General features: G+C 73.6%; 26 protein-coding genes. 14 read left to right on the forward strand and 12 right to left on the reverse strand.

The genetic code is table 11. From position 1 onward, the window contains the following. Positions 1-6: 6 nt before the first annotated feature. On the reverse strand, positions 7-582 hold the full coding sequence (locus tag STBA_RS29905) for a SigE family RNA polymerase sigma factor (RefSeq protein WP_077062168.1): 576 nt from the start codon (positions 580-582) through the stop codon (positions 7-9). A gap of 119 nt (positions 583-701) precedes the next feature. Here STBA_RS29905 and STBA_RS29910 point away from each other — a divergent pair, with 119 nt between their 5' ends. Together STBA_RS29910 and STBA_RS29915 are read left to right on the forward strand one after the other, a co-directional pair. Beyond that, complete coding sequence (locus tag STBA_RS29910) at positions 702-1,826, forward strand: amidohydrolase family protein (protein ID WP_077062169.1); 1,125 nt, start codon at positions 702-704, stop codon at positions 1,824-1,826. A 105-nt stretch (positions 1,827-1,931) separates the two neighbouring features. Beyond that, a complete protein-coding gene (locus STBA_RS29915) occupies positions 1,932-2,822 on the forward strand; it encodes an SCO1860 family LAETG-anchored protein (protein WP_253195107.1) in 891 nt (296 codons plus the stop codon). Positions 2,823-2,864: 42 nt separating this feature from the next. Here the strand turns inward: STBA_RS29915 and STBA_RS29920 are convergent, their stop codons facing one another. Together STBA_RS29920 and STBA_RS29925 are read right to left on the reverse strand one after the other, a co-directional pair. Then, the gene (locus STBA_RS29920) at positions 2,865-3,056 is read right to left on the reverse strand and encodes a hypothetical protein (RefSeq protein WP_077062171.1); all 192 of its coding nucleotides are present in this window, start codon (positions 3,054-3,056) and stop codon (positions 2,865-2,867) included. Between the two features lie 23 nt (positions 3,057-3,079). Beyond that, the gene (locus STBA_RS29925; RefSeq protein WP_077062172.1) at positions 3,080-4,306 is read right to left on the reverse strand and encodes an inorganic phosphate transporter; all 1,227 of its coding nucleotides are present in this window, start codon (positions 4,304-4,306) and stop codon (positions 3,080-3,082) included. Between the two features lie 68 nt (positions 4,307-4,374). Between STBA_RS29925 and STBA_RS29930 the strand changes: the two genes are divergently transcribed. The 6 genes from STBA_RS29930 to STBA_RS29955 all read left to right on the forward strand — a co-directional run bounded on the left by STBA_RS29930 (position 4,375) and on the right by STBA_RS29955 (position 10,806). Next, the gene (locus STBA_RS29930; RefSeq protein ID WP_077062173.1) at positions 4,375-5,037 is read left to right on the forward strand and encodes a class II aldolase/adducin family protein; all 663 of its coding nucleotides are present in this window, start codon (positions 4,375-4,377) and stop codon (positions 5,035-5,037) included. A 79-nt stretch (positions 5,038-5,116) separates the two neighbouring features. Further along, a complete protein-coding gene (locus tag STBA_RS29935) occupies positions 5,117-6,259 on the forward strand; it encodes an alpha/beta hydrolase (protein ID WP_077063708.1) in 1,143 nt (380 codons plus the stop codon). Positions 6,260-6,313: 54 nt separating this feature from the next. Further along, positions 6,314-7,687 carry a hypothetical protein gene (locus STBA_RS29940; RefSeq protein WP_079252230.1) on the forward strand — a complete coding sequence of 458 codons (1,374 nt, stop codon included), beginning with the start codon at positions 6,314-6,316 and terminating at the stop codon, positions 7,685-7,687. A gap of 142 nt (positions 7,688-7,829) precedes the next feature. Next, the gene (locus STBA_RS29945; RefSeq protein WP_077062175.1) at positions 7,830-9,428 is read left to right on the forward strand and encodes an ABC-F family ATP-binding cassette domain-containing protein; all 1,599 of its coding nucleotides are present in this window, start codon (positions 7,830-7,832) and stop codon (positions 9,426-9,428) included. Between the two features lie 299 nt (positions 9,429-9,727). Further along, the gene (locus STBA_RS29950) at positions 9,728-9,952 is read left to right on the forward strand and encodes a helix-turn-helix domain-containing protein (protein WP_216355988.1); all 225 of its coding nucleotides are present in this window, start codon (positions 9,728-9,730) and stop codon (positions 9,950-9,952) included. 74 nt (positions 9,953-10,026) lie between these two features. Continuing rightward, positions 10,027-10,806 carry an enoyl-CoA hydratase/isomerase family protein gene (locus STBA_RS29955; protein WP_077062177.1) on the forward strand — a complete coding sequence of 260 codons (780 nt, stop codon included), beginning with the start codon at positions 10,027-10,029 and terminating at the stop codon, positions 10,804-10,806. Between the two features lie 98 nt (positions 10,807-10,904). Here STBA_RS29955 and STBA_RS29960 read toward each other — a convergent pair whose 3' ends face one another. Next, the gene (locus tag STBA_RS29960; protein ID WP_077062178.1) at positions 10,905-11,576 is read right to left on the reverse strand and encodes a hypothetical protein; all 672 of its coding nucleotides are present in this window, start codon (positions 11,574-11,576) and stop codon (positions 10,905-10,907) included. 207 nt (positions 11,577-11,783) lie between these two features. Here STBA_RS29960 and STBA_RS29965 point away from each other — a divergent pair, with 207 nt between their 5' ends. Genes STBA_RS29965 through amaP form a run of 5 tightly spaced genes read left to right on the forward strand, consistent with a single transcriptional unit; the run spans position 11,784 to position 14,168 of the window. Next, positions 11,784-12,263: an Asp23/Gls24 family envelope stress response protein gene (locus STBA_RS29965; RefSeq protein ID WP_253195109.1), complete on the forward strand. Its 480-nt coding sequence runs from the start codon at positions 11,784-11,786 to the stop codon at positions 12,261-12,263. A 30-nt stretch (positions 12,264-12,293) separates the two neighbouring features. Then, positions 12,294-12,488 (forward strand): hypothetical protein, encoded by a 195-nt coding sequence (locus tag STBA_RS29970; RefSeq protein WP_077062179.1) that lies wholly within the window; start codon positions 12,294-12,296, stop codon positions 12,486-12,488. A 3-nt stretch (positions 12,489-12,491) separates the two neighbouring features. Further along, positions 12,492-12,884, forward strand: a complete 393-nt coding sequence (locus tag STBA_RS29975; protein WP_077062180.1) for an Asp23/Gls24 family envelope stress response protein — start codon at positions 12,492-12,494, stop codon at positions 12,882-12,884. Then, on the forward strand, positions 12,881-13,558 hold the full coding sequence (locus STBA_RS29980) for a DUF6286 domain-containing protein (RefSeq protein WP_077062181.1): 678 nt from the start codon (positions 12,881-12,883) through the stop codon (positions 13,556-13,558). The genes STBA_RS29975 and STBA_RS29980 overlap by 4 nt, the downstream gene beginning before the upstream one ends. A gap of 4 nt (positions 13,559-13,562) precedes the next feature. Further along, the gene (gene amaP / locus STBA_RS29985; RefSeq protein WP_171987817.1) at positions 13,563-14,168 is read left to right on the forward strand and encodes an alkaline shock response membrane anchor protein AmaP; all 606 of its coding nucleotides are present in this window, start codon (positions 13,563-13,565) and stop codon (positions 14,166-14,168) included. Between the two features lie 42 nt (positions 14,169-14,210). Here the strand turns inward: amaP and STBA_RS29990 are convergent, their stop codons facing one another. The 3 genes from STBA_RS29990 to STBA_RS30000 all read right to left on the reverse strand — a co-directional run bounded on the left by STBA_RS29990 (position 14,211) and on the right by STBA_RS30000 (position 17,011). Continuing rightward, positions 14,211-14,855 carry a hypothetical protein gene (locus tag STBA_RS29990; protein ID WP_077062182.1) on the reverse strand — a complete coding sequence of 215 codons (645 nt, stop codon included), beginning with the start codon at positions 14,853-14,855 and terminating at the stop codon, positions 14,211-14,213. A gap of 262 nt (positions 14,856-15,117) precedes the next feature. Further along, the gene (locus STBA_RS29995; RefSeq protein WP_077062183.1) at positions 15,118-15,972 is read right to left on the reverse strand and encodes an SURF1 family protein; all 855 of its coding nucleotides are present in this window, start codon (positions 15,970-15,972) and stop codon (positions 15,118-15,120) included. A 25-nt stretch (positions 15,973-15,997) separates the two neighbouring features. Continuing rightward, positions 15,998-17,011: a DEDDh family exonuclease gene (locus STBA_RS30000; protein WP_077062184.1), complete on the reverse strand. Its 1,014-nt coding sequence runs from the start codon at positions 17,009-17,011 to the stop codon at positions 15,998-16,000. A 125-nt stretch (positions 17,012-17,136) separates the two neighbouring features. On the opposite strand from STBA_RS30000, the gene moaA reads away from it, so the two are divergent. After that, a complete protein-coding gene (moaA, locus tag STBA_RS30005; RefSeq protein WP_077062185.1) occupies positions 17,137-18,123 on the forward strand; it encodes a GTP 3',8-cyclase MoaA in 987 nt (328 codons plus the stop codon). Here the strand turns inward: moaA and STBA_RS30010 are convergent. The 5 genes from STBA_RS30010 to STBA_RS30030 form a co-directional block, all read right to left on the reverse strand. Continuing rightward, complete coding sequence (locus STBA_RS30010; protein ID WP_077062186.1) at positions 18,106-18,348, reverse strand: hypothetical protein; 243 nt, start codon at positions 18,346-18,348, stop codon at positions 18,106-18,108. The genes moaA and STBA_RS30010 overlap by 18 nt on opposite strands. A gap of 195 nt (positions 18,349-18,543) precedes the next feature. Next, a complete protein-coding gene (locus STBA_RS30015; protein ID WP_077062187.1) occupies positions 18,544-18,876 on the reverse strand; it encodes a DUF3099 domain-containing protein in 333 nt (110 codons plus the stop codon). A 22-nt stretch (positions 18,877-18,898) separates the two neighbouring features. Then, positions 18,899-20,308, reverse strand: coding sequence for a tyrosine--tRNA ligase (gene tyrS, locus STBA_RS30020; RefSeq protein ID WP_077062188.1), 1,410 nt, complete (start codon positions 20,306-20,308; stop codon positions 18,899-18,901). Between the two features lie 202 nt (positions 20,309-20,510). Next, complete coding sequence (locus STBA_RS30025; protein WP_077062189.1) at positions 20,511-21,920, reverse strand: metallopeptidase TldD-related protein; 1,410 nt, start codon at positions 21,918-21,920, stop codon at positions 20,511-20,513. Further along, entirely contained in the window at positions 21,917-23,440 is a 1,524-nt protein-coding gene (locus STBA_RS30030) for a TldD/PmbA family protein (RefSeq protein ID WP_077062190.1), read from the reverse strand. Before STBA_RS30030 ends, STBA_RS30025 begins: the two co-directional genes overlap by 4 nt. Positions 23,441-23,497 lie beyond the last annotated feature (57 nt).

Genomic DNA, 23,497 nt, shown 5'->3' on the forward strand with positions numbered 1-23,497 from the left:
CGCTGCTCACCAACTCCTGCGCTGCACCGGGCCCGTGCGCAGCGCGCGGAGGAACTCCCCGGTCCCGCCCTCGCCTTCGGGGGCCGCCGCCTCGACGAGCAGCCGTTGCAACTCGGCCATGCCCCGCGAGGTCTGACTCTTCACGGTACCCACCGAGATCCCCAGGGCGCGCGCGGTCTCCTGCTCGGAGAGGTCGAACGCGTGCCGCAGCACCACGCAGGCGCGCTTGCGGTAGGGCAGCCGGCCGAGCGCCGCCCGCACGTCGAGCACCGCGGGCACGTCGGGACCCTCCGCGGGCTCAACGCCCCTGGACCAGAACAGCGCGATGCGGCGGCGCTCCCGCACCCGGCTGCGGATACGGGATCTTGCGAGATTCGCCACCACGCCGCGCGCGTACGCCAGCGGGTGATCGGCCGCGCGCACGCGGTCCCAGCGGTGCCAGATCGCGACCAGCGCGTCGGCCGCCAGGTCGTCCGCACCGTCGGCGCCCTCGGTGCCGCCCAGCAACAGGCGGGCCAGCCGGGACAGTTCCGCATGGTGCTGCTCGAAGAAGGCGTGGAACTCATCGCTGGGGCCGGACACGCCAACCTCCCTCGGTCAACGGCTCCTGAATCCGTCGAAGTTGTTCGACGGGACGTGCAGCGTTCGTCTCTCCGTCCAGCCCCCGGCGAGCGTAGCAGTCAATGCGTAAGCTGCCGAGCATGAGTGAACGACCCGTTCTCCCGCCCGTACTGCACATCAGGGGCCGGGTGCTGGTCGGCCCCGGGCCCGACGGCGGACCCGACCTCGACGTGCGGGACGAACTGTGGGTCGTCGGCGGCCGGATCACCTACGAACGCCCGCGCGGCGCCCGCGAAACCGTCCGCCTCACCGGCTGGGTGCTGCCAGGACTCGTCGACGCCCACTGCCACGTCGGGCTCGACGCCCACGGCGCCGTCGACCGGGCCGCCGCCGAAAAGCAGGCCCTGGCCGACCGGGCCGCGGGCGCCCTGCTGCTGCGCGACGCCGGATCGCCGGCCGACACCCGGTGGATCGACGCCCGCACCGACCTGCCGCACCTCATCCGCGCCGGCCGCCACATCGCCCGCACCCGGCGCTACATCCGCAACTACGCGCAGGAGGTGGAGCCCGCGGACCTCGTCGCCGCCGTCCGGCACCAGGCCGCCCGCGGCGACGGCTGGGTCAAGCTCGTCGGCGACTGGATCGACCGCGAACGCGGCGACCTGGCGCCCTGCTGGCCCGCCGGCGCCCTGCGCGCCGCGATCGCCGCCGCGCACGAGGCGGGCGCCCGGGTCACCGCCCACTGCTTCGCCGAGGACTCGCTGCCCGACCTGGTGGCGGCCGGTATCGACTGCGTCGAGCACGCCACCGGGCTGACCGAGGAGACCATCCCGCTGTTCGCCGCGCACGGCGTCGCCATCGTGCCGACCCTGGTGAACATCGCCACCTTCCCCGGCCTCGCCGACGGCGGCGAGGCCAAGTACCCGCGCTGGTCGGCCCACATGCGCCGGCTCCACGCCCGCAGGTACGACACCGTGCGCGCCGCCCACGACGCCGGTCTCGACGTCTTCACGGGCACCGACGCGGGCGGCGCGCTGCCGCACGGACTCATCGCCCGGGAGGTCGCCGAGCTGCGCACCGCCGGCATCCCCGTCCACGACGCCCTCGGCGCCGCGACCTGGCGGGCCCGCGACTGGCTGGGCAAGTCCGGCCTGACCGAGGGCGCACCGGCCGACCTCGTCGTGTACGCGGACGACCCGCGGCAGGACCTCGGCATCCTGGCCGATCCCCAACGCGTAGTGCTGCGGGGGCAGATCGTCGCCTGAGTTACCCCGTTCGGGTGAAGCGGCCCCGGATCGGGGGCGATTCGGCACATGGGATCGAAGGATGGCGGGCGTCCCAGCAACACCTTCCCGTGGGAGTTCCCTGCCGTGAACCGATCCGCCTGCCGCCGCTCAGCCGCCGCGCTGCTCGCCGCCGCCGCCCTGACGACCCCCACCGCCACGGCCCACGCCGACGACGGCCGGAGCGAGGGCACCGCGAACGCCGCCGTACTGCGCGCCGGCCTCGACGTCTCCCTCCTCGACGGCGAGGTCCGCGTCCCGCTGGCGGCGGCACTCAACGAGGTCAGCGCGCCGGAAGGCGGCGGCAGCGCCGACGACACGGTGCTGACCGCGTCGCTCGAAGGCGTCGACGGCGGGCAGCCGTTCGAGCTGCTGCGTGCCGACGTCGCCTCGGCCACCGCCACGACCGGCGCCGACGGCGCTTTCGCCGAAACCTCCCTGACCGGCGCCCGCGTTCACGTCCCCGGGCTGCCCCTGCTGTCCGTGATCGAGCTGGAGGCCGTCTCCGCGCGCGCCGCCTGCCCCGTGGGGGAGGAGCCCGCGGCCGAGACGGAGATGCCGGCCACGGCCACCGTGCTCGGCCGCGAGGCGGCCCTCACCGCCGAGGGCACCACCAACGTGTCGGTGCCGGGCGTCGGCGACGTCGGCCTCGGCCTGTCCACCCGCGAGACGGGCGAGGGCACCGCCGCGGCGAGCGCCCTGGACCTGACCGTTCATGTCAACCCGCTGGACCTCAACGTCGCGGAGGTGACCGGCACGGTCACGCTCGCCGAGGTGAGCTGCGCGGCCCCGGCCGCCGAGGAGGGGCCGCGCGCGCAGACCGTCACGGAGGAGCAGCCCGCGGACGCGGACCTGGCGGAGACCGGCGGCAGTTCCTCGACGCCCTACGTCGTCGGCGGCGCGGCCGGCCTGCTCGTCGCGGGCGCGGCCACCGTGCTGGTCGCCCGCCGCCGGCGGGCCGCCGCCGACCGGGGCTGAGAGGCGCCGGGGCCCGCGGACTCGCGGGCCCCGGCGCCCGGTTCAGGTGGCGACGATCCAGATGCCGTAGCCGACGGCCGCCGCGCACAGCGAGAAGCAGAGGTAGCCGGCCGGGCGGGCCGAGGACCGGGCCGATCCGGCGCGGATGCCGAGGGAGAAGAGGCCGACCACCGCCACCGTCAGCAGCACGGAGACGAGGATGACCTGGCCGAGTACGGCCCACTCGATGTTCATGGCGTTCCCGGGGACTTGGTCGGTCAGGAGACGGATGACGCGGAAGGGGGCGCCGGCTCCGGCGCTGTCCGCTGCTCGGGCACGGACATCCCCGCGGGCCCGTCGGAGGGGTCGTTCGCCTTTTCCGCCACCGAGTCGTTCACCTGCACGTCGTCGTTCACATTGGAGTGATCGACGGGACGGCGGCGGGACAGCGACCAGATGGCGGCGCTGCTCCCGAGCAGCAGCAGGGCGACGACGGCCACGCCCCAGTCGCCACGGTCGGCGATGAGCGCACCGGCGGCGCCGATCAGCCCGGCGGCGGGCAGGGTCAGCCCCCAGGCCACGACCATGCGGGTGGCGGTCGACCAGCGCACGACGCCGCCGGCGCGGCCGAGGCCGCAGCCCAGCACGGCGCCGGAGCACACCTGCGTCGTGGACAGGGCGAAGCCCATGTGGGACGAGGCGAGGATCGTGGTCGCGGCGCTGGTCTGCGCGGCGAAGCCCTGCGGCGGCCGGATGTCGGTCAGGCCCTTGCCCATCGTGCGGATGATGCGCCAGCCGCCGAGGTAGGTGCCGAGCGCGATGGCCGCGCCCGCCGAGGCGATGACCCACATCGGCGGGTCGGCGCCGGGCGCCAGCGCCCCGCCGGCGATCAGCGCGAGCGTCATCACGCCCATCGTCTTCTGCGCGTCGTTGGTGCCGTGTGCGAGTGACACGAGCGCGGCCGAGGCGATCTGGCCCACCCGGTAGCCCTTGGCCGCGTGCCGCTCCTCCACGCCCCGCGTGACCCGGTACGTCAGCCGGGTGGCGAGCAGCGCGGCCGTCCCGGCCACCAGCGGGGCGGCCACGGCCGGGATGAGCACCTTGGTGACGACCGCGTCGCCGTTCACCGCGCCGGTGCCCACGGAGGCGAGGGTCGCGCCGATCAGCCCGCCGAACAGCGCGTGCGAGGAGCTGGAGGGCAGTCCGGCGAGCCAGGTCAGCAGGTTCCAGATGATGGCGCCGACCAGACCGGCGAAGATCACTTCCGGCTTGACGCCCGCCTCCTCGTCGATGATCCCGCCGGAGATCGTGCGTGCGACCTCCACCGACAGGAACGCGCCGAGCAGATTGAGCACCGCCGACATGGCGACCGCGGCCCTCGGCTTCATTGCGCCGGTGGAGATGGTGGTGGCCATGGCGTTGGCCGTGTCGTGGAAGCCGTTGGTGAAGTCGAACGCCAGGGCCGTGATGATCACGATCGCGAGGAGCAGCGTTATGTGTTCCATGTACCGGACAATCGCTCGACGGGTGGGAGGCAAACGACGTTAACGTAGGGTTAATAGGTGAACATGAGATGAACTGGTGGCGGCGGGATTCCGACGAGCGGCACGAGGCATGGCAAGAACTTCTGGCGCGGGCGCGACAGACGGTCACCGACGGGCTGGTCGTGGGCACATCGGGCAATTTGTCCGTGCGGGTTGGGGACGCCGTACTGGTGACCCCCTCCGGCGTGCCCTACGACCGGCTGCGCGCCCGTGACCTGCTGGCGGTCGATCTGGCGGGGCGGCGCATCGCGGGATCGCTGACCCCCACCAGCGAACTGCCGATGCACCTGGCCGTCTATCGCACCACGCAGGCGCGGGCCGTGGTGCACACGCACGCGGTGCACGCCACCGCGGTGTCCACGCTCGTGGACGAACTGCCCGCGGTCCACTACATGACCGCCGCGCTCGGCGGCCCCGTGCGGGTGGCGCCCTACGCCACGTACGGCAGCGACGAGCTGGCCGCGCACATGCTCACCGCCCTGCGCGACCGCAGCGGCTGCCTGCTGCGCAACCACGGCACCGTCGTGCACGGCAGCAGCCTGCGGCAGGCGTACGACAACACCGCGCAGCTGGAGTGGATGTGCCGGGTCTGGCTGGCCGCCGCGTCCGTCCCCGGCCACACCCCCGCGCTGCTGTCCCCCGAGGAACTGGCGCGCGTCGCCGAGCGGTTCCGCGGCTACGGCCAGCGCTGACGCGCCCGGCCCGCCGCGCCGCGCCACCGCCCGGCCCGCCGGGTGGCAGGCGCGGCGCCCCGGCCGCATGCTGGGAAGCATGCGTCGGCACACGAAGGCGGCCGTGGCCGCCACCACACTGCTGGGTGCCGGTGCGGCCGTGGCCACGGTCGCCGCCGGGCGGTGGGCGTTCGGGGTCACGCTGGGGCCCGCCCGCGCGGCCCGCCCGGCCGGATTCGCCGGGAGCCGCCTCGCCGTCCACGGCACCGCGGCGGGACAGGTCACGCTGACCCGTTCCCTCGACTCACTGCGCCCCGGCACCTTCGGCATCACCGCCAGGGCCGCGCACGCCGTCATCGGGCCCGTGCTCGACGTGGCGAGCGGCCCCGACAGCGTCGTGCGGCGGCTCGAACGCGTCGACCACGGCGCGCTGGTGCCGGGCTCAGCCGTCGCCCTGACCCCGCAGCTGCACCTCGGCACCCCGGGTACCGCCCTCGGCATCGAGCACACCGACGTCACCGTTCCGGGCGAACGCGGCGCGCTCCCGGCCTGGTTCGTGCCCGGCTCGCGGGAGACGTGGATCATCGCGCTGCACGGCATCGGCGCCACCCGGGAGCACCCGCTCAACCTGCTGCCCTTCCTCCACGAGCAGCAGTTCCCCGTCCTCATCCCCGGCTACCGCGGCGACCCGGGCGCCCCGCGCCCGCGCGACCGCGTCAACCGGCTCGGCGCCACCGAATGGCGCGACGCCGACGCGGCCCTGCGCTACGCCGTCCGGCACGGCGCGCGGCGCGTCGTCCTGTACGGCTGGTCCTCGGGCGGCGCCATGGCCCTGCGCGCCGCCGCCCGCTCCGCGCTGCGCGGCCGGGTCGTCGGCCTCGTTCTCGACTCGCCCGTCCTCGACCCCGCCGCGACGCTCAGGGCCCTCGCGGCCCGCCGCGGCATCCCGGGACCGCTGCTGCCGCTGGCCCTGGGCGCCGCCAGGGGCGGCTGGGGCTTCGACGCCGAGGACCGCCCGCCCGAGGTGCCGCTCGGCGCGGGCGGCGCGCCCGTTCCCGTGCTGATCCTGCACGGCCCCGCCGACACCGTCGCACCCTGGCGCGCCTCCCGCGAGCTGGCCGCGCGCCACCCGGAGAGCATCGTGCTGCACACCATCCCCGACGCAGAGCACGCCGCCATGTGGAACGCCTCTCCCGCCGCCTACGAGGAGCGGTTGCGCCGCTTTCTCACCCCGCTCATGTGAGCCCGCGGGGCAGGGGGTTTGGGCTTTCGCGGCCCGAGCGGTGAAACTGCTCACGTGACGTCCCGTACTCCGCGTGAGCCCCGGTTGCGACTTGTCCCGCAGACCCCACCACAGCGCGCCGCGACGAGCAGGCGCACGCAGGGCGGCAGACGCACTCCCACACCGCCGGGCGGGGTCGCGCCCCAGGACGAACTGGCCCGCCAGGCGCGGGCCCAGCTGGCGGACGCCGTCCGGCTCGCGCACTGGGCGCAGCGCACCGGCACCTCGCCGGACGCCCGGGCGGAGCACGCCGCAGGGGAGCTGGGCCTGACCGTGCGCCAGGTGCGCGACCAGTGGGGCCGCGCCCGCCTGGCCGGGCTGATCGAGCAGGGCCGAGACGGCACCGACGCCGTACGGGCCGGCTGGCGGCTGCGCGCCTGGGACCAGGACGACACCGCCGCGCTGCGCGGCTGGGTGGCGCTGCTCGACGCCTGGTCCCTGGCCCGCCCGGCGCCGCCGGACGCCGACCCCGGCACGGTGGCCGACGTGGTCGCGGCCGTGCCGCAGCTGCTGTCCGTCATGTACCTCTCCGACGGGCCCGTCACCGGGGCGGGGCTGATCGACCTGATGCGGCAGCGCATCTCCGAGCTGCGCGCCGACCGCGGCCCCGAGGACGGCATAACGGGCGAGGGCGACGTTCCCGAGCTGGTCCGTATCCTCGGCTGGGCCCTGGACACCCTCTCCTCCGTCGGCGCCCTCACCCTCCACGCACGCGGCCACCACCCCGAACGCGCCCGGCTCACCGAGCTGGGCGGCTGGGCCATGTGGACCAAGCTGGAACACATCTGCATCGCCGCCCAGAGTCCCGCGGGCAATATCGAGCAGTCCGCCGTCGCCATGCTGCGCGGCTGCGCAGGACTGACCCCCGGGCCCGCCCGCGCCGAGTACCGGGCCTGGCTCGCCGTACGCCCCGCCGGGCCCGCCGTGACCGAGCTGCTGGAGGCCGCCCGCGGCGAGGACGCCCTCATCCGCGGCCTCGCCTTCGAGGCGCTGCGCGTCGTCGGCGCGCCTGCCCTGCCCGCGCTGCGCGAGGCCGCCGACGAGCCTGGCTTGCGCCCCTACGCCCTGCTGTGGCTGGCCGACCACGAGGCGGGCGACCCGCGCGACCACACCGACTCCGCGCACGGTGTGCTGACCAGGGCCGAGGCCACCTGGCTGTGGGTGGACACCGCGTCGGCCGCCCAGGAGCACGGCGCGGAACGCCTCCTGCTCGACCACCTGGACGCCGCGCCCCAGCCGGGCATCGCCCAGCTGGTCGACGAGATCCGCACCTGCGGCCACCCCCGCACCGTGCAGGTGCTGCTCGCGCTCGCCGCCGCCCACCCCGACCCCGCCATCGCCAAACGGGTGCGCCGCGCCGCCTTCCAGGTGCACACCGGCGGCGCCTGACCGGGCCGTCGGCGGCTGGACAATTCGCTTGCGCCGCACCGTTAGAATGGCCCGCATGGACATTCTGCTCCTCGTGCATTAGCGGACGTACCCAGCCCTCGCTCGTACGTACGTTTCGTCCCGCCGTTCCAGGAGTCCGTCCATGATCACCGCCACCGGCATCGAGCTGCGCGCCGGCGCCCGCATCCTGCTCGAGTCCACCTCGTTCCGCATCGCCCAGGGCGATCGCATCGGTCTCGTCGGCCGCAACGGCGCGGGCAAGACCACGCTGACCAAATGCCTGGCCGGGGACGGCATTCCGGCCTCGGGGACCATCACCCGCGGCGGCGAGGTGGGGTACCTCCCGCAGGACCCGCGCACCGGCGACCTCGACGTCCTGGCCCGCGACCGCATCCTGTCCGCCCGGGGCCTGGACACGGTGCTGCGTGGCATGCGGGACAACGAGCAGCGCATGGCCAACGGGCAGGGCGCCACGCGCGAGAAGGCGATGAAGAAGTACGAGCGCCTGGAGACCGAGTTCCTCACCAAGGGCGGCTACGCGGCGGAGGCGGAGGCGGCCACGATCGCCGCCAGCCTCGGCCTGCCCGACCGGGTGCTCGGCCAGCCGCTCCACACCCTCTCCGGCGGCCAGCGGCGCCGCGTCGAGCTGGCCCGCATCCTCTTCTCGGACGCCGACATCCTCCTGCTCGACGAGCCGACGAACCATCTTGACGCCGACTCCGTCAGCTGGCTGCGCGACTTCCTGCGGACCTACCGCGGCGGGCTCGTGGTGATCTCCCACGACAACAATCTGATCGAGACCGTCGTCAACAAGGTCTTCTACCTCGACGCCAACCGGTCGGCCATCGACATCTACAACATGGGCTGGCGGCAGTACCAGGTCCAGCGCGAGGCCGACGAGAAGCGGCGCAGGCGTGAGCGGGCCAATGCCGAGAAGAAGGCGGCGGCCCTCAACACGCAGGCCGACAAGATGCGCGCGAAGGCGACCAAGGCCGTGGCCGCGCAGAATATGGCCCGGCGCGCCGAGCGGCTGCTCGCGGGCCTCGACGCGGAGCGGCGGCAGGACAAGGTGGCCAAGCTCCGCTTCCCGGACCCCGCACCGTGCGGCAAGACCCCGCTGACGGCGGAGGGGCTGTCGAAGTCCTATGGCTCGCTGGAGATCTTCACCGACGTGTCGCTGGCGATCGACCGCGGCTCCCGCGTGGTCATTCTCGGCCTCAACGGCGCGGGCAAGACCACGCTGCTGCGGCTCCTCGCGGGGATCGAGACGCCCGACACCGGTGCGGTCACGCCGGGCCACGGGCTGAAGCTCGGGTACTACGCGCAGGAGCACGAGACGCTGGACCCGCAGCGGACCGTCCTGGAGAACATGCGGTCCGCCGCCCCGGACATGGACATGGTGGCCATGCGCAAGACGCTCGGCTCCTTCCTGTTCTCCGGCGACGACGTGGACAAGCCGGCCGCGGTGCTCTCCGGCGGCGAGAAGACGCGGCTCGCCCTGGCCACGCTGGTCGTCTCCTCGGCCAACGTGCTGCTGCTCGACGAGCCGACGAACAACCTGGACCCGGCCAGCCGCGAGGAGATCCTCGGGGCCCTGCGCAATTTCTCGGGTGCCGTCGTCCTCGTCACCCACGACGAGGGGGCGGTGGACGCCCTCCAGCCGGAGCGGATCATCCTGCTGCCGGACGGCGTCGAGGACCTGTGGAGTGCGGACTACGCGGACCTGGTCGCGCTTGCGTGACGGGTTCGGTCCGTCGTTTGTGATCATGTCCGGTGGATCATTCGGCCGACGCTTGATCATTCATCTGAGTGAGGGTGGTCGTACCCCGGCGTGTCGACACCCCTGACCGGCGTCCGCTCTGCCGAAGCCTTCTGACCTGCATCTTCGCCCCGCCCGTCGTGCCGGATCGCCGTTGTCCACCCGCCGCGCGGGTGCGGCGGCTGTCCGTTTGTCGTACGGACCCGGACGAATGGGTGGCCAGGAAGCCGGATAGGGGTGATCATGAGAGTCCAGAGCGCACTTCCCACGAGGAGGCACGGGTGGCCGAGACTCTGAAGAAGGGCAGCCGGGTGACCGGCACCGCGCGAGAGAAGCTCGCCGCGGACCTGAAGCGAAAGTACGAATCGGGCGCGAGCATCCGGGCCCTGGCCGAGGAGACCGGACGGTCCTACGGTTTCGTGCACCGGATGCTGAGCGAGGCGGACGTCACACTGCGCGGCCGCGGCGGCGCGACCCGCGGCAAGAAGGCGGCGCCGACTCCCTGACGGGACGGCCAGGACTCCGGACGGGTTACTCTGCGGACGAGAAGCTACCGCCTGGTAACACCGGAGGACGTCCGATGAGCCTGCTCGACCGCGACGGTGTGCGTGTCACCGTCCATGAAGCCGTGGCGACCGTCACGCTCGTCCACGCGGACAAGCGCAATGCGCAGACCCCGGCGATGTGGCGGGCTCTCGCCGAAGCGGGCCGCGGCCTGCCCGGCGATGTCCGCGTGGTGGTGCTGCGCGCCGAGGGCGTCTCCTTCTCCGCGGGCCTCGACCGGCGGGCCTTCACGCCCGAGGGCATCGAGGGCCAGCTGTCGTTCGCCGCCCTGGCCCGTTCCTCGGACGCGGAGGCGACGGCCGCGATCGCCGGCTTCCAGGAGGCGTTCACCTGGTGGCGCAGGACCGACCTGGTGAGCATCGCCGCCGTCCAGGGGCACGCGATCGGCGCCGGCTTCCAGCTGGCACTCGCCTGCGACCTGCGCGTCTGCGCCGAGGACGTGCAGTTCGCGATGCGCGAGACCGCCCTCGGGCTCGTGCCCGACCTCGGCGGTACGCATCCGCTGGTCGCGCTGGTGGGGTACGCCCGCGCGCTGGAGATCTGCGGCACCGGGCGCACGGTGCACGCGGCCGAGGCCGAACGCATCGGCCTGGCCAACCTCGTGGTGCCCGCCGCCGACCTCGCCGCTGCCGCCGACGACCTGGCGGCCGCGCTGCTCGCCGCGCCGAGGAACGCGCTGATCGAGACCAAGGCCCTGCTGCGCGCCGCCACCACCCACGGTTACGACGAGCAGCGAGCCTTGGAACGCGCGGCGCAGGCTCGCCGCGTGAAGGACCTCGCGGGCCTCGGCGAATAGCCCCGCACCGCCGCGGACCCCTCGTACTCGCAGCTCACCCGTTCGTGAGGATCGAGCGGGCGTAGCTGATCGCCGTCCTGGTCCGGTCCTGCCGGGCCTCAGCGGGGCATCGCGATGTCCGTCACCAGGACCGCGGCCGGCCGGCCCGCCGCCGTTGCCGCGGCGCGCGAGGCCCCGCGTGCGGCGTCCAGCGTGCGGCGCGTGCCGTCGACCGCAAGCCGCACATGCACCGGGCCCCGGCCCTCCGGCACTTCCACCGTGCCGGACAGCCCGCGCACCCCCGGCACCTGTAGCACCGCCGCCGCCACCCGGGCGGCGGCACCCCCGGCCGGCCCGGCAGCCGGCCGGGGCGCCCGGCCGCTCGGCGGCCCGGCCGGTGCGGGCAGCAGGTCCACCACCGCGACGTCGACCGCCGTCACCACGAGCCCGATCCGGTCGTCCGCGGCGGCCGCGAGCGCCGCCCGCACCCGCGCGGCGGTCTCGTGCAGCGGCCGGACCGCCCCGGCCGCCAGCCGGGCCTCGATCCGCAGCGGTCCCGGCGGCAGCGCGCTCGGCGGGGCCGACTCCGGCACGGCCGCCCCGGCGGGACCCGCGAGCGCGAGGCGCAACTCCACGACCGAGACCCCGGACACCGACTCCGCCGCTTCCCGCAGGACCGGCGCCGCCGCCCGCTCGGCCAGCCAGGCGCGGTCCGTCGGCTCCCCGAGCGGCACCAGGCGGCCCAGGCTCAACTGCTGCCGCACGGCCCGCAGCAGAGAATCCGAACCCATGTCCCTTCGCCTTCCGTCGGTATCCGGTCGTACTCAATCGGCCGGGGCTGGGTACAGCATCTCGTATGCACGGCCGGAGCGGAGGCGGCCATGACCGCGCGGCCCACCCGTTCGGGGGCCCGTGGCCGGGGCGGGTGTCCGTCGGCGCACATAATGTGGCACTGGATCGGCGGGACTGACCGCCGTTCGGAAAGGGGCGATGGCGAAGTGACCGACACCAGTACGGAAGCGAGCACGAGCACCACCACGATCGACGTGTCGGGCAAGCAGCTCGGCACGCGCCGCGGCACGGGCGACCCCGCGACGCGCGGGCGCACGACAATCGCGGACGGCGTCGTGGCCAAGATCGCCGGCATGGCGGCGCGGGACGTGGTGGGTGTCCACGCGATGGGCAGTGGCCTCTCCCGTACGTTCGGCGCCGTGCGGGACCGCGTGCCCGGCGCGAGCAAGTCGGCGACCCGCGGCGTGAAGGCGGAGGTCGGCGAGGTGCAGACGGCCCTCGATCTCGAAATCGTTGTGGAGTACGGCGTTTCCATCGCCGATGTTTCCCGTACCGTACGGGAGAACGTGATCTCGGCCGTCGAGCGGATGACCGGCCTCGAGGTCGTCGAGGTGAACATCAACGTCGGCGATGTCAACCTGCCGGAAGACGAAGAGGACGACGACGAGCGGCCCCCGTTGCAGTAGCGGGAGCGGAGCGGAAGCCAGGAGCACATCATGAACATGGCTGTGGTCGGCATGATCGCCGGCATGGCGCTGGGCTTCGCCACCTACTTCGGCGGCTTCGGGGCCTTCCTGCTGGTCGCGGCGCTCGGCACGATCGGTTTCGTCGTCGGCAGGTTCGTCGACGGCGACCTTGAGCCAGGGGACTTCTTCCGGCCCAGGGACCGCGACGACGACCGGCGGCGGTGACCCGTGGAACCGGTGCTGCCCGCGGCCGAGCGCGGGGCGACGAAGATCGCCGACCGCGTGGTGGCCAAGCTGGCCGCCCAGGCGGCCCGTGAGGCGCTGCGCGCCGACGACGGCACGCGGTCGTGGCCGCCGCCCCCGCGCGGCGGCGCACCGCACGCGACCGCGGTGGTGCGGCGCCCGCCGGGCGCCGACGGCACCGGCGGCCTGGCCGGTGTCCGGGTGACCGTGGAGCTGGGCTACCCGTCCGACATCGGTGCGCAGTGCGGCGCGGTCCGGCGCCTCGTCGCCCTGCGCATCCAGGAGTTGGCGGGCATGGAGACCCCCGACGTGGCCGTGACGGTGGAGCGCCTGCATTCCGCGCACTTCACCGGCGACGCCTCCGGGAGGGTGCAGTGACCGGTCCCGCGGGTCCGTCCGGGCACGAGGGCGCCGCCGAGCGCACCGCCCCCACGCTCGAAAAGGCGCCGCCCGTGACGGCGGAGGAGCCCGCCGGCCCGGCGGAGGAGTCCGCGGAGCCGGGCGGCGAGGTGGCGGCGGGCCGTTTCTGGTCCGAAAGGCGCGGCCCCGCCGCGCTGGTCGCCGTGGTGCTGATGGGCGCGTCCGGCCTCCTGCTCTACGACGTCGTCTCGGTGCGCGCCGGCCGTCCGGCCGCCTCCTGGCGCCGCACCCTGGCCGACGACCTGGCCGCCCGCACTTTGGACGACGCCTGGGTCGTGGTGGCCGCCGCGGCGGCCGTTCTCGCCGGAGTCTGGCTGATCGTCCTGGCCGTCACGCCCGGGCTGCGCGGCCTGCTGCCGATGCGCCGGGACAGCGAGCTGATGCGCCCCGGCATCGAACGGGGCGCCGCCGCGGCCGTCCTGCGCCACCGGGCGCTCGAAGTGTCCGGCGTCAGGTCGGTCCGGGTGAACGTCGGCAGGCGCCGGGTCCGCGCCCTGGCCGAGGCGCACTTCCGCGAGCTGGACGTCGTCCATGCCGATCTGGACGCTGTGCTCACCCACGGCATCAGGGAGCTGGGCCTCGCCCGGCAGCCCGCGCTGAGCGTGCACGTCCGCCGGCCCCCGAAGCGATGAGGTGATGGCCGCCGTGCTGCGCACCGTGAACCGTGCCCTCCTGCTCCTGACCGGTCTCTGCCTGATCGGTGCCGGTCTCGCGGCCCTCGTCGCCGCGCTCGACCTGCCGCGCCGGTGGGGCTTCGACATGCCGTCCGGCTGGTCCTGGCGCGCCCCGCACGACGTGCTGCTCGCGCACGCCGACCGGACCCAGTGGCGAGCGGAAGGCTGGTGGTGGCCGGTGGTCATCGGCAGCCTCTCGCTGCTCGTGCTGCTGTCCCTGTGGTGGCTGCTGGCCCAGCTGCGGCGCCGCCGGCTGGCCGAGATGCTGGTGGACAGCGGCGACGGCGTGGGCGCCCAGCTGCGCGGGCGCGCGATGGAGGACGTGGTGGCCGCGGAGGCCGAGACCCTGCCGGGCGTCGACCGGGCGCGGGTCAGCCTGACGGGCCGCCGCAACCAGCCCCGGCTCGGCCTCGGGCTGCTGCTCACCCCGCAGGCGGCCCCCGACGACGTCGTCAGGCGGCTGCGCACGGAGGCGGTGGAGCACGCCCGCGCCTCGGCAGGGCTCGACGCCCTGCCCGCGGAAGCCCGCCTCCGCGCCACCAAACACCCGGCGGAGCGCGTCAGTTAGCCGGCCGGTAACCGCGGCCGCCGAAGACTGACCGCGGAGGGCTCAGCCCCCCAGCAGCAGCCCCAGAACCAACCTGATCGGCACGATCAGCACCAGCACGTTGAGGACCAATCCGGCTTCGAGCAGGCGACCGCGTATGCCTCGCCGGAGTAGGCGGCTGCCCCGCCACACTCCGTAGGCTGCCAGGCCGGCCGACGCGAGCACCATGACGACCGAAAGAGCCCCTCCCGCCCCGCTCGGTGCGGCAATGTTGATGACGATGTAGACCAGGACCAGCTGTGGAAGCCCCAGCAGCCATACCTTCCATACCTCGGCCGCATCCGGGGTGACCTGGGCCGGAGCCGCCGCGGCCGGCATGGGGGGCGGGAATGCTGGTGGGGGGCCCGCAGCGGCGCCCTGGGGCGTGGCGGTCCGAGCCGGTGGGGCTGGCCACAGACGCAGGACCTTGGACATCAGCCCGGCGAAGTCCGGGTCCGCCCGCAACTCTTCGGCGAGTACAGAGGCGACGATGCTCGCCGATCCCTCGTCGCGCTGTTCGTGCAGGCGGGCCAACGCAGAGGCGCCCAGGGTGCTTCTGCCGAGGCGGCCCCAGACCAGTTCCCGTACCGCTGACTCCTGCTCGGCCGAGGCCGGAGCGCCTCCGGTCAGCACCCGCACCGCCGCGGCGGCCAACTCCGGAGCCTGCATTCCCCGTCCCCCTGCCAGGCCCCCAACCCCACCGGTCAAGGCTCAGTGCCAGGAACGTACCGGTGGTCGAAGTTCAGTGGCAAGTACACGACATGCGCCGCCACGGAACAGGATCGTCCGCACTCGGCCGCAGGCCCGAGCCCCTCGGGACTTGCCGACGGGCTACCTGCTGCCCGGAGCCGGTGAGTCCGCCACCGGTCGGGGCCGCCGCTTGGCGTGGTGGCGGGGCAGTCGGTCCGGGTGGTGGGGGAGGGGTGAGGGGTCAGGAGGTGGCGGCCGGAGCGGCCTTCCGCGGGGCCCGCTCCTCCTCGTTCTCGTTCTTCTGCTCCGCACCCGGCGCGGAGCGCGGCTTCTCCGCCGCGCGTCGCCGGTCCTGGACCTCGCGCCGCAGCAGCAGCACCCAGCCCACCGGAACGCCCGCCGCGAACAGCCACCACTGCACCGCGTAGGCGAAGTGGGCGCCGATGCCCGTGTGATCGGGCTCGGGCAGCAGCTCGGGCTGCGCCGCCTCGTCCGCCGGGGCGGGGTCGGTCGCGGTCAGCTCCAGGTAGCCGCCGAGCACCTGCCTGCCCAGGGCGTCGGCGCGCTCCTCGCTGCTGATCATCATGACCATGCCGTCGGGCAGCCCCTGCCGCTCCCTGATCCCGGTGGTGCCCGTGGACTCGTCGGCCATCAGGCGGCCGGTGACCGTGACCTCGCCGCCCGGCGGGGCCGGCACCTCGGGCATCCGCGTCAGGTCGTTTCCTGCCGCGATCCAGCCGCGGTTGACCATCGCTGCCGTGCCGTCCTCCCGCAGCAGCGGGGTCAGCACGTAGTAGCCCACGGCACCGTCGCCATTGGAACGCTGCCGGACCACCACCTCGCGGTCCTGGTCGTAGACGCCCGTCGCGGTCACGGGGCGGTAGCGGTCGTCCGGGTCGACCGGCCCGCCGGGCGAGGACAGCTCGGACATGGGCACCGCGGGGGCCGCCAGGCTGCCGGCGATCAGGTCGTTCCGCTCGACGCGCTGCCCGTGCCGGTCGAACTGCCAGAACCCGAGCCACGTCAGGGCCGGGACCATCAGCAGCGCAACGAGGGTGAGGATCACCCACTGCCGGGACAGCAGAAAGCGGTACACAGCAGTCGACGGTACCCGAACGGGGTCAGCGCTCAGGCGCCGGGGCCACGTCCCGCAGCAGGTGCGTGAAGGCCGCCTCGTCCAGGACCGGGGTGCCGAACGCCCGCGCGTTCACCACTTTGGAGGTCCTGGAGTCCGGGTCGTTGGTCACCAGCAGGCTGGTCAGGCGCGAGACGCCGGAGGCGACGTGCAGCCCCGCCTCGAACGCCTGGTCCTCCAGGAGCTCGCGGTCCACCGACGTGTCCCCGGAAAAGGCGACCCGCATGCCCTGCACGAGCCGCCCGCCCGCCTCGTACCGCCCTGGATTGGGCCACGGGCACGGGGGGCGGCGCCTGGCCGTGCGCCACCCGCCCCGCCAAGGCGCGGCCGTGGCCATGGCCACGCCCTGCGGCTCGGCGCCGCCGGCATCCGTCCAGCCCGCCAGCGGGCGGCAGGTGTGCAGCGGCAGCGCCAGCCGCCGCCTGGCCGCGTGCTGCAAGCTCGGCCGGAACGCCTCCGCGAGCACCCGGGCGTCGTCCAGCGCGTGGTGCGCCTGCCGCTGCGTCACCCCGAAGTAGGAAACCAGGGTCTCCAGCTTGTGGTTGTCCAGCGGCAGACCGAGCGCCTTGGACAGCAGAATCGTGCACAGCCGCTGCTCCACGGGCGCCGTGCGGTCGGTCCGCGCGTACTCCCTGGCGATCATCGTCCAGTCGAAGACCGCATTGTGTGCCACGAGCACCCGCCCGGCCAGGCGCTCCGCGAACTCCCCGGCGATCTCGGAGAACAGCGGCGCGTCGGCGAGCACCTCGGCCGTCAGCCCGTGAATCCAGCTCGGCCCCGGATCGCGCTGCGGATTGACCAGCGTGTACCAGTGGTCCTCGACCTCGCCCCTGGCCGTCAGCCGGTACACGGCCGCGGACACGATCCGGTCGCTGCGGCGCAGGCCGGTGGTCTCGACGTCCACCACGGCGTACCCCCCGGGGTACCCCGCGGGCCATGACTCATCGGCGGGCTGCTGGACTTGGATGCGTGCCGCGGCGGCCTGGTGGTCTTCGAGCATGGTCACCGAGGATACGGCCCGGCACCGACAGTGGCCGCACCGCCGCCGGGAGTTGAGGGCCCGTCGGAACGGCCGCGGAGCCGTTGCCACGCACGTCTGTCCACGTGTGACGTACGCTGCGAGACATGCTGCTCGACACCTATGGGCGGATTGCCACGGACCTGCGGGTCTCGCTGACCGACCGGTGCAATCTGCGCTGCACTTACTGCATGCCGGAGGAGGGCCTGTCCTGGCTCGCCAAGCCGGAGCTGCTGACGGACGACGAGATCGTGCGGCTGGTCGGGATCGCGGTCACCCGGCTCGGCGTCACCGAGGTGCGGTTCACCGGCGGCGAGCCGCTGCTGCGCCGCGGCCTGGTCTCCATCGTGGAGCGCTGTGCCGCCCTCGCCCCCCGGCCGAAGCTGTCTCTCACGACGAACGGGATCGGTCTCGAACGCACGGCCGGGGCACTGCGCGCGGCCGGTCTCGACCGGGTCAACGTGTCGCTCGACACCACCGACCCCGAGGTCTTCGCGCGCATCACCCGCCGCAGACGGCACGAGGACGTGCTGCGCGGCCTGGCCGCGGCCAAGGCCGAGGGCCTGGCGCCGGTGAAGGTCAATGCGGTGCTGATGCCCGGGCTCAACGACACGGAGGCGCCCGGCCTGCTGGCCTGGGCGATGGCACAGGACTACGAGCTGCGGTTCATCGAGCAGATGCCGCTGGACGCGCAGCACGGCTGGCAGCGGACGCAGATGATCACGGCGGGCGACATCCTTGAGTCGCTGCGGACCCGCTACACGCTGACGCCCGAGGAGGAGCGGCGCGGGGCGGCCCCGGCCGAGCGGTGGCTGGTGGACGGCGGTCCGCACCGGGTCGGGGTCATCGCCTCGGTCACCCGGCCGTTCTGCCGGGCCTGCGACCGTACGCGCCTCACGGCCGACGGCCAGGTCCGGACCTGCTTGTTCGCGCGCGAGGAGTCCGATCTGCGGGGCGCGCTGCGCGCGGGGGTGGACGACGCGGAGCTGGCGGAGCGGTGGCGGGTGGCGATGTGGGGCAAGAAGGCGGGCTCGGGTCTGGACGACCCCTCCTTCGTCCAGCCGCAGCGCCCGATGTCAGCGATCGGGGGCTGATGCCTGCCACGCGTCGAGCGCCACGACGTCCTTGAGGAAGCCGCGGATGCCGAGGAAGCGCGAGAGGTACTCGCGGTGCTCCTCGCAGGCCAGCCAGGTCTTGCGCCGCTCGGGGGTGTGCAGCTTCGGATTGTTCCAGGCGAGGACCCAGACAGCGGCGGCGCGGCAGCCCTTGGCCGAGCAGATCAGGTCGGTGGATGCGGATGAGGCAGACACGGAATCCATCCAACATCCTCAACAATGCGCACGGAAAACACAGAAGGCGACGCCGGGCAGCCACGGGGGGAGCCGCCCGGCGTCGGTCGTCGCTCCGACGGGGGATACGGAGCGCTCTTGAAGTATGACATGCATTGCCCCGGTGGGCGCAGGGGATCTGCTCAATTGATTTGAGGATTCCTTGAGCTTCGCAGGCCGGAGGGGTCAACTCCGGTTGTGGAGGTCACTGTTTCCAGGTGGCAGGGCGCGCTTCGCCTCGTCGCCGAGGAAGGTGGACGGCAGCGAAGGCACGTTCTCCCGGCCCGCGTTCGCGATCACTACGGCAACATACGGCAGCACCGTCCCCAGAACCAGTGCCACGATCGCCAGCGGCCGGCTCACGTCCCACAGCACGAAGGTGAGCAACACCGCCACGGTGCGTACGAGCATGGAGATGATGTAACGGCGCTGGCGCCCCCGTACGTCGTCGTCGAGCCCTTGGCGGGCCTCCGTGATCCGGAAGACCGCCGTATCGGCCGTATCGCGTCGCAAGCGCATTGCCTCACCACCCGCCATCAGGCTAGCCCCGCACCTGGGCCAGCTTTCGTCCGGCCTTCAGGAAGACGCCGTCCGGCGTCCCCGTCGCCGCTGCCAGATGCTCGGCCACCACCTCGCCCAGCGGGCGCAGCGCGTCCGCCTCGGCCAGCACGGCACTGTCCTGCTCCTCGCCGGTCTGGAGGACCAGGCGCAGCCCCTTCTGCTTCGCCAGCCGCCGGGCCGCCGACGCGCTCGGGGTGAACTCGAGGATCTTGGTCAGCACCGTCGCGATGCCCTCGCCGCCGTGCTCGCCGAGGTCCACCTCGGGCAGGGCGCCCACGTCAGTGAAGCTGCGCCGGGAGAACTGGGCGGTGAAGCCCGCCCGTGCCGCCATGGCCGCTTCGGTCCCGTGCAGCACGGCCACGACCTCGCCGGCGAGCACCTTCTTCAGGTCCATCGGGTGCAGCGAGCCGTCCGCGAGCCGTCCCGTGGCCGCCGCCAGCTCCTCGTCCGTCCACTCGGTCCACGCCCGCAGGTAGGGCTCCATCAGCCGGTCGGGAATCGACATGATCTTGCCGAACACGTCCTCGGCCGTCGCCGCGAGCGGCACGTAGTTGCCCTTGGACTTCGACATCTTCGCGCCGGAGCCGTCCGTGCCCTCGATCAGCGGCATGGTGACGATCAGCTGCGGGGTCAGTCCGTAGATCTCCATGACCCGGCGCCCCATCTGCATGTTGAGCAGCTGGTCGACGCCGCCGAGCTCCACATCCGCGTCGATCTCGGCCGAGTCGATGGCCATGGCCACCGGGTAGATCAGCTCCGACATGGTCAGCCCGTGGCCGCCGTCGAGACGCGTGCGGAAGTCGTCCCGCTGGAGCAGCGAGGAGGCCGGCACCTGCGCCAGGACACCGATCAGCTTCGGCAGCGTCACCGCGCCGAGCCACTCGCTGTTGTGCCGGAAGGCGACCCGCTCGAAGTCGAAGAACGGCCGCACCTGCTCGCGGTAGCCCGCCAGATTGCGCGCGATGTCCTCGTCGGTCAGCGGCGGCCGTTCCGTGGAACGCCCCGACGGGTCGCCGATCTTGGCGGTGACGTCGCCGATGATCAGGGTCACGTCGTGCCCCATGCGCTGGAAGCGGCTGAGCACGATGATCGGCACCGCGTGCCCCAGGTGCACGTCGGTGGCCGTCGGGTCGATGCCGAGCTTGACGTGCAGCCCGCGCCCGCCGGAACGGGCCGCCTCGATCCGCTCCGCCAGCGTGTCCGGCGAGGGCAGCACGTCGACGGCGCGCCCCGCGATCAGCCGCGCCTGCTCGGCCGGGGACAGGTCGGACAGGTCCAGATAACGCCGCGTGCCCGTCTCCTCCAGCAGCTGCCGCACGACGGAGTCGGAGGAGAGATCCTGCGTCAGCAGCGCGCGGGCGCGCCGCACGGATTCACCGAGGCGTGTCACGTTGTGTCCTGAAAGTAGGGGCGGACGGGTCCCGCCCATCCTACGGCGCGGCCACCGGCGCCGACGCGCGGAAAATGGCCGGAAGCGACCGCAACGCCGACCGCGCGCTTATGCATTCGGGACCGGAAGAACCGCGCGCCGTGAATGCGGTCCGGGCGAAAGGCGCATTTCCCCGGGCCGCGGAATTCCCGGCCCCGCCGGCTCACACTCCGGGGCTGACGGAACTCATGTGGAACTCGGGGACGCGCAGCGCCGGCATGGCCGTGCGCGGGAAGTATTCGCCCCACTCGCGCGAGCGGCACCGGTCGGTCGCGCCCGCCTCGGTGGCCCGGCCCAGCGCGTCGACCGGGGACTCGTTGAAGCGGAAGTTGTTCACCACGCCGGTCACCTCGCCCTTCTCCACGAGGTAGACGCCGTCCCTGGTCAGGCCGGTCAGGAGCAGCGGCCTCGGGTCCACCTCGCGGATGTACCACAGCGACGTGATCAGCAGCCCGCGCTCCGTGCGCGCCACCAGGTCGGAGACCGTGCCCGTGCCGCCCGCGTCCAGCAGCAGGTTGTCGCTGAACGGCGCCTGCGGCAGCCCGGTCAGCCCCGCGGTGTGCCGGGTCGTCGGCAGCCGCCGCAGCACCCCCTCGGTGATCCAGTCCGTCCGCGACAGCGGCAGGCCGTTGTCGAAGACGGACACCGCCGGGGTCAGGGAGTCGGTCGAGGAGCGCGCGACGAGGAACGGGAAGCCCTCGACGCCCGGCGCCGCCGGGTCGCTCCACAGGTTCAGCGGCAGCGCGGCCAGCCGCTCGCCGACGCGGGTGCCGCCGCCCGCGCGGCTGAAGACCGTGCGGCCCTCGTGCGCGTTCCGTGCGTCGGACATCCAGTGCTGGTAGATCACCAGGTCCGCGACGGAACTGGGCGGCAGCAGCGTCTCGTACCGCCCGGCGGGCAGGTCGACCCGGCGCTCGGCCCAGCGCAGCCGAACGGCCAGACCGGCGTCGAGGGCCGCCGGGTCGACGTCGGAGAAATCGTCGGTGGGCACGGTCACGTACGCGGACCTGCCGCGGTCGGGCGACTTGGCGTTCAGCTCCACGTGGCCGGTCCGCTGGTCGTGCCGCAGCCGCAGCCCTGCCGACGTGCCGAGGTAGGTGGAGACCACCTGGTGGTGCGCGAAGCCGAACAGTTCGCGCCCGCCGGCCCGCGCCCTGGCGAACGTCTCGCCGAGCGCGGGCGCGAAGTCCGCGAACACCTCGGGCGAGGTCACGGCGGGCGGCTCGGTAAACCGCGCGTCGGCCGGTCTGACCCCGGCCGGCGGCTGGGCGTCCTCGGCCGCGGGGGACTGGCGCGCGGCCTCCTCGGCGGCCAGGACCAGTGGCCTGAGTTCCTCCGCGGTGACCGCGCTGCGCGACACCACGCCGGAGGCGGTGCCGTGCGCGCCGTCGACGGTGGCGATGACCGTGAGCCGCCGGCCGCGGGTCACGCCGTTGGTGGTCAGCGCGTTGCCCGCCCAGCGCAGATTCGCGGTCGACTCCTCGTCGGCGATCACGACCGTGCCGTCGGCCCGTGACAGCTCAAGTGCGCGTTCGACGATCTCGTGGGGCGTGCCGGTTCTGAAGGAGGTCATCGGCCGGACTCCTGGGTGGTGTTGAGGATGGTGATGTCGCGGAAGAGGGCGGAGGGACAGCCGTGCGACACGGCCGCGAGCTGCCCCGGCTGCGCCTTGCCGCACATGAACGAGCCGCCCATGACGTAGGTCTGCGGGCCGCCCACGGCCTCCATGGCGCCCCAGAAGTCCGTCGTGGTCGCCTGGTAGGCGACGTCCCGCACCTGCCCGGCCAGCCGCCCGTTCTCGATCCGGAAGAACCGCTGCCCGGTGAACTGGAAGTTGTACCGCTGCATGTCGATCGACCAGGAGCCGTCGCCCACCACGTAGATCCCGCGCTCCACGCCCGCGATCAGGCCCGCGGTGTCCGGCCCGCCGGGCGCGGGCTGCAAGGACACGTTGGCCATGCGCTGGAGCGGGACGTGCGCGGAGGAGTCGGCGAACGCGCAGCCGTTGGAGCGTTCGAACCCTTTCAGCCGGGCGGTGCGCCGGTCCATCTGGTAGCCGACGAGCACGCCGTCCTTCACCAGGTCCCAGGACTGCGTGCGCACGCCCTCGTCGTCGTAGCCGGTGGTGGCAAGGCCGTGCTCGGCCGTACGGTCGCCCGTGACGTTCATGAGCGGCGAGCCGTACTTCAGCGAGCCGAGCCCGTCGAACGTGGCGAACGAGGTGCCCGCGTACGCCGCCTCGTAGCCCAGTGCCCGGTCGAGCTCGGTGGCGTGGCCGATGGACTCGTGGATGGTGAGGAACAGGTTCGACGGATCGATGACCAGGTCGTACGCCCCCGGCTCGACCGAGGGCGCCGCGAGCTTCCCGGCGAGCAGGTCGGGGATCTCCGCGAGTTCGGCGTCCCAGTCCCAGCCGGTGCCCGTCAGGTACTCCCAGCCGCGGCCCGCCGGCGGGGCCAGCGTGCGCATCGAGTCGAACCGGCCGCTCGCCGCGTCCACGGCGACGGCCGTCAGCTCGGGCAGCACCCGCACGCGCTGCTGCGTGGTGACCGTGCCCGCGGTATCGGCGTAGAACTTGTTCTCCCGCACCGCCCACAGGCGCGCGTCGACGTGGGTCACGCCCGGCGCGGACAGCAGCCGTTCGCTCCACTCGGCCAGCCGCCCGGTCTTCTCCGCGTCGGGGACGTCGAACGGGTCGACCTCGTAGGCCGACACCCAGGTCTGCTCCCCGTGCGAGGGCTCCGGAGCCAGCTCGACGCGCTCGTCGGAGCCGGCCGCGGCAATGATCTTCGCGGACAGCTTCGCCATCGCCACGGCCTGGGCGGCCACCCGCGCCGCGCCGTCCGGCGTCAGGTCGACGCCCGCCGCGAAGCCCCAGCTGCCGCCGTGCACCACGCGCACCGCGTAGCCGAGGTCGGTGGTGTCCCGGGAGCCCGCTGGTCTGGCGTCCCGCAGCACCCAGTTGGCGCTGCGGACGCGCTCCAGCCGGAAGTCGGCGTGGTCGGCGCCCAGGGACCTGGCCCTGGCCAGGGCCGCGTCGGCGAGCGGGCGCAGGGGGAGTGCGAGGAACGTTTCGTCGATGGATCTCGGCACGGTGTCTCCTGTCCGTTGCCAACTGCGTGGGCCGGGGCGGCGGGGGACGCCCCGCTC

This window comes from Streptomyces sp. MP131-18, from assembly GCF_001984575.1.
In the GTDB taxonomy this organism is placed as follows: Bacteria; Actinomycetota; Actinomycetes; order Streptomycetales; family Streptomycetaceae; genus Streptomyces; species Streptomyces johnsoniae.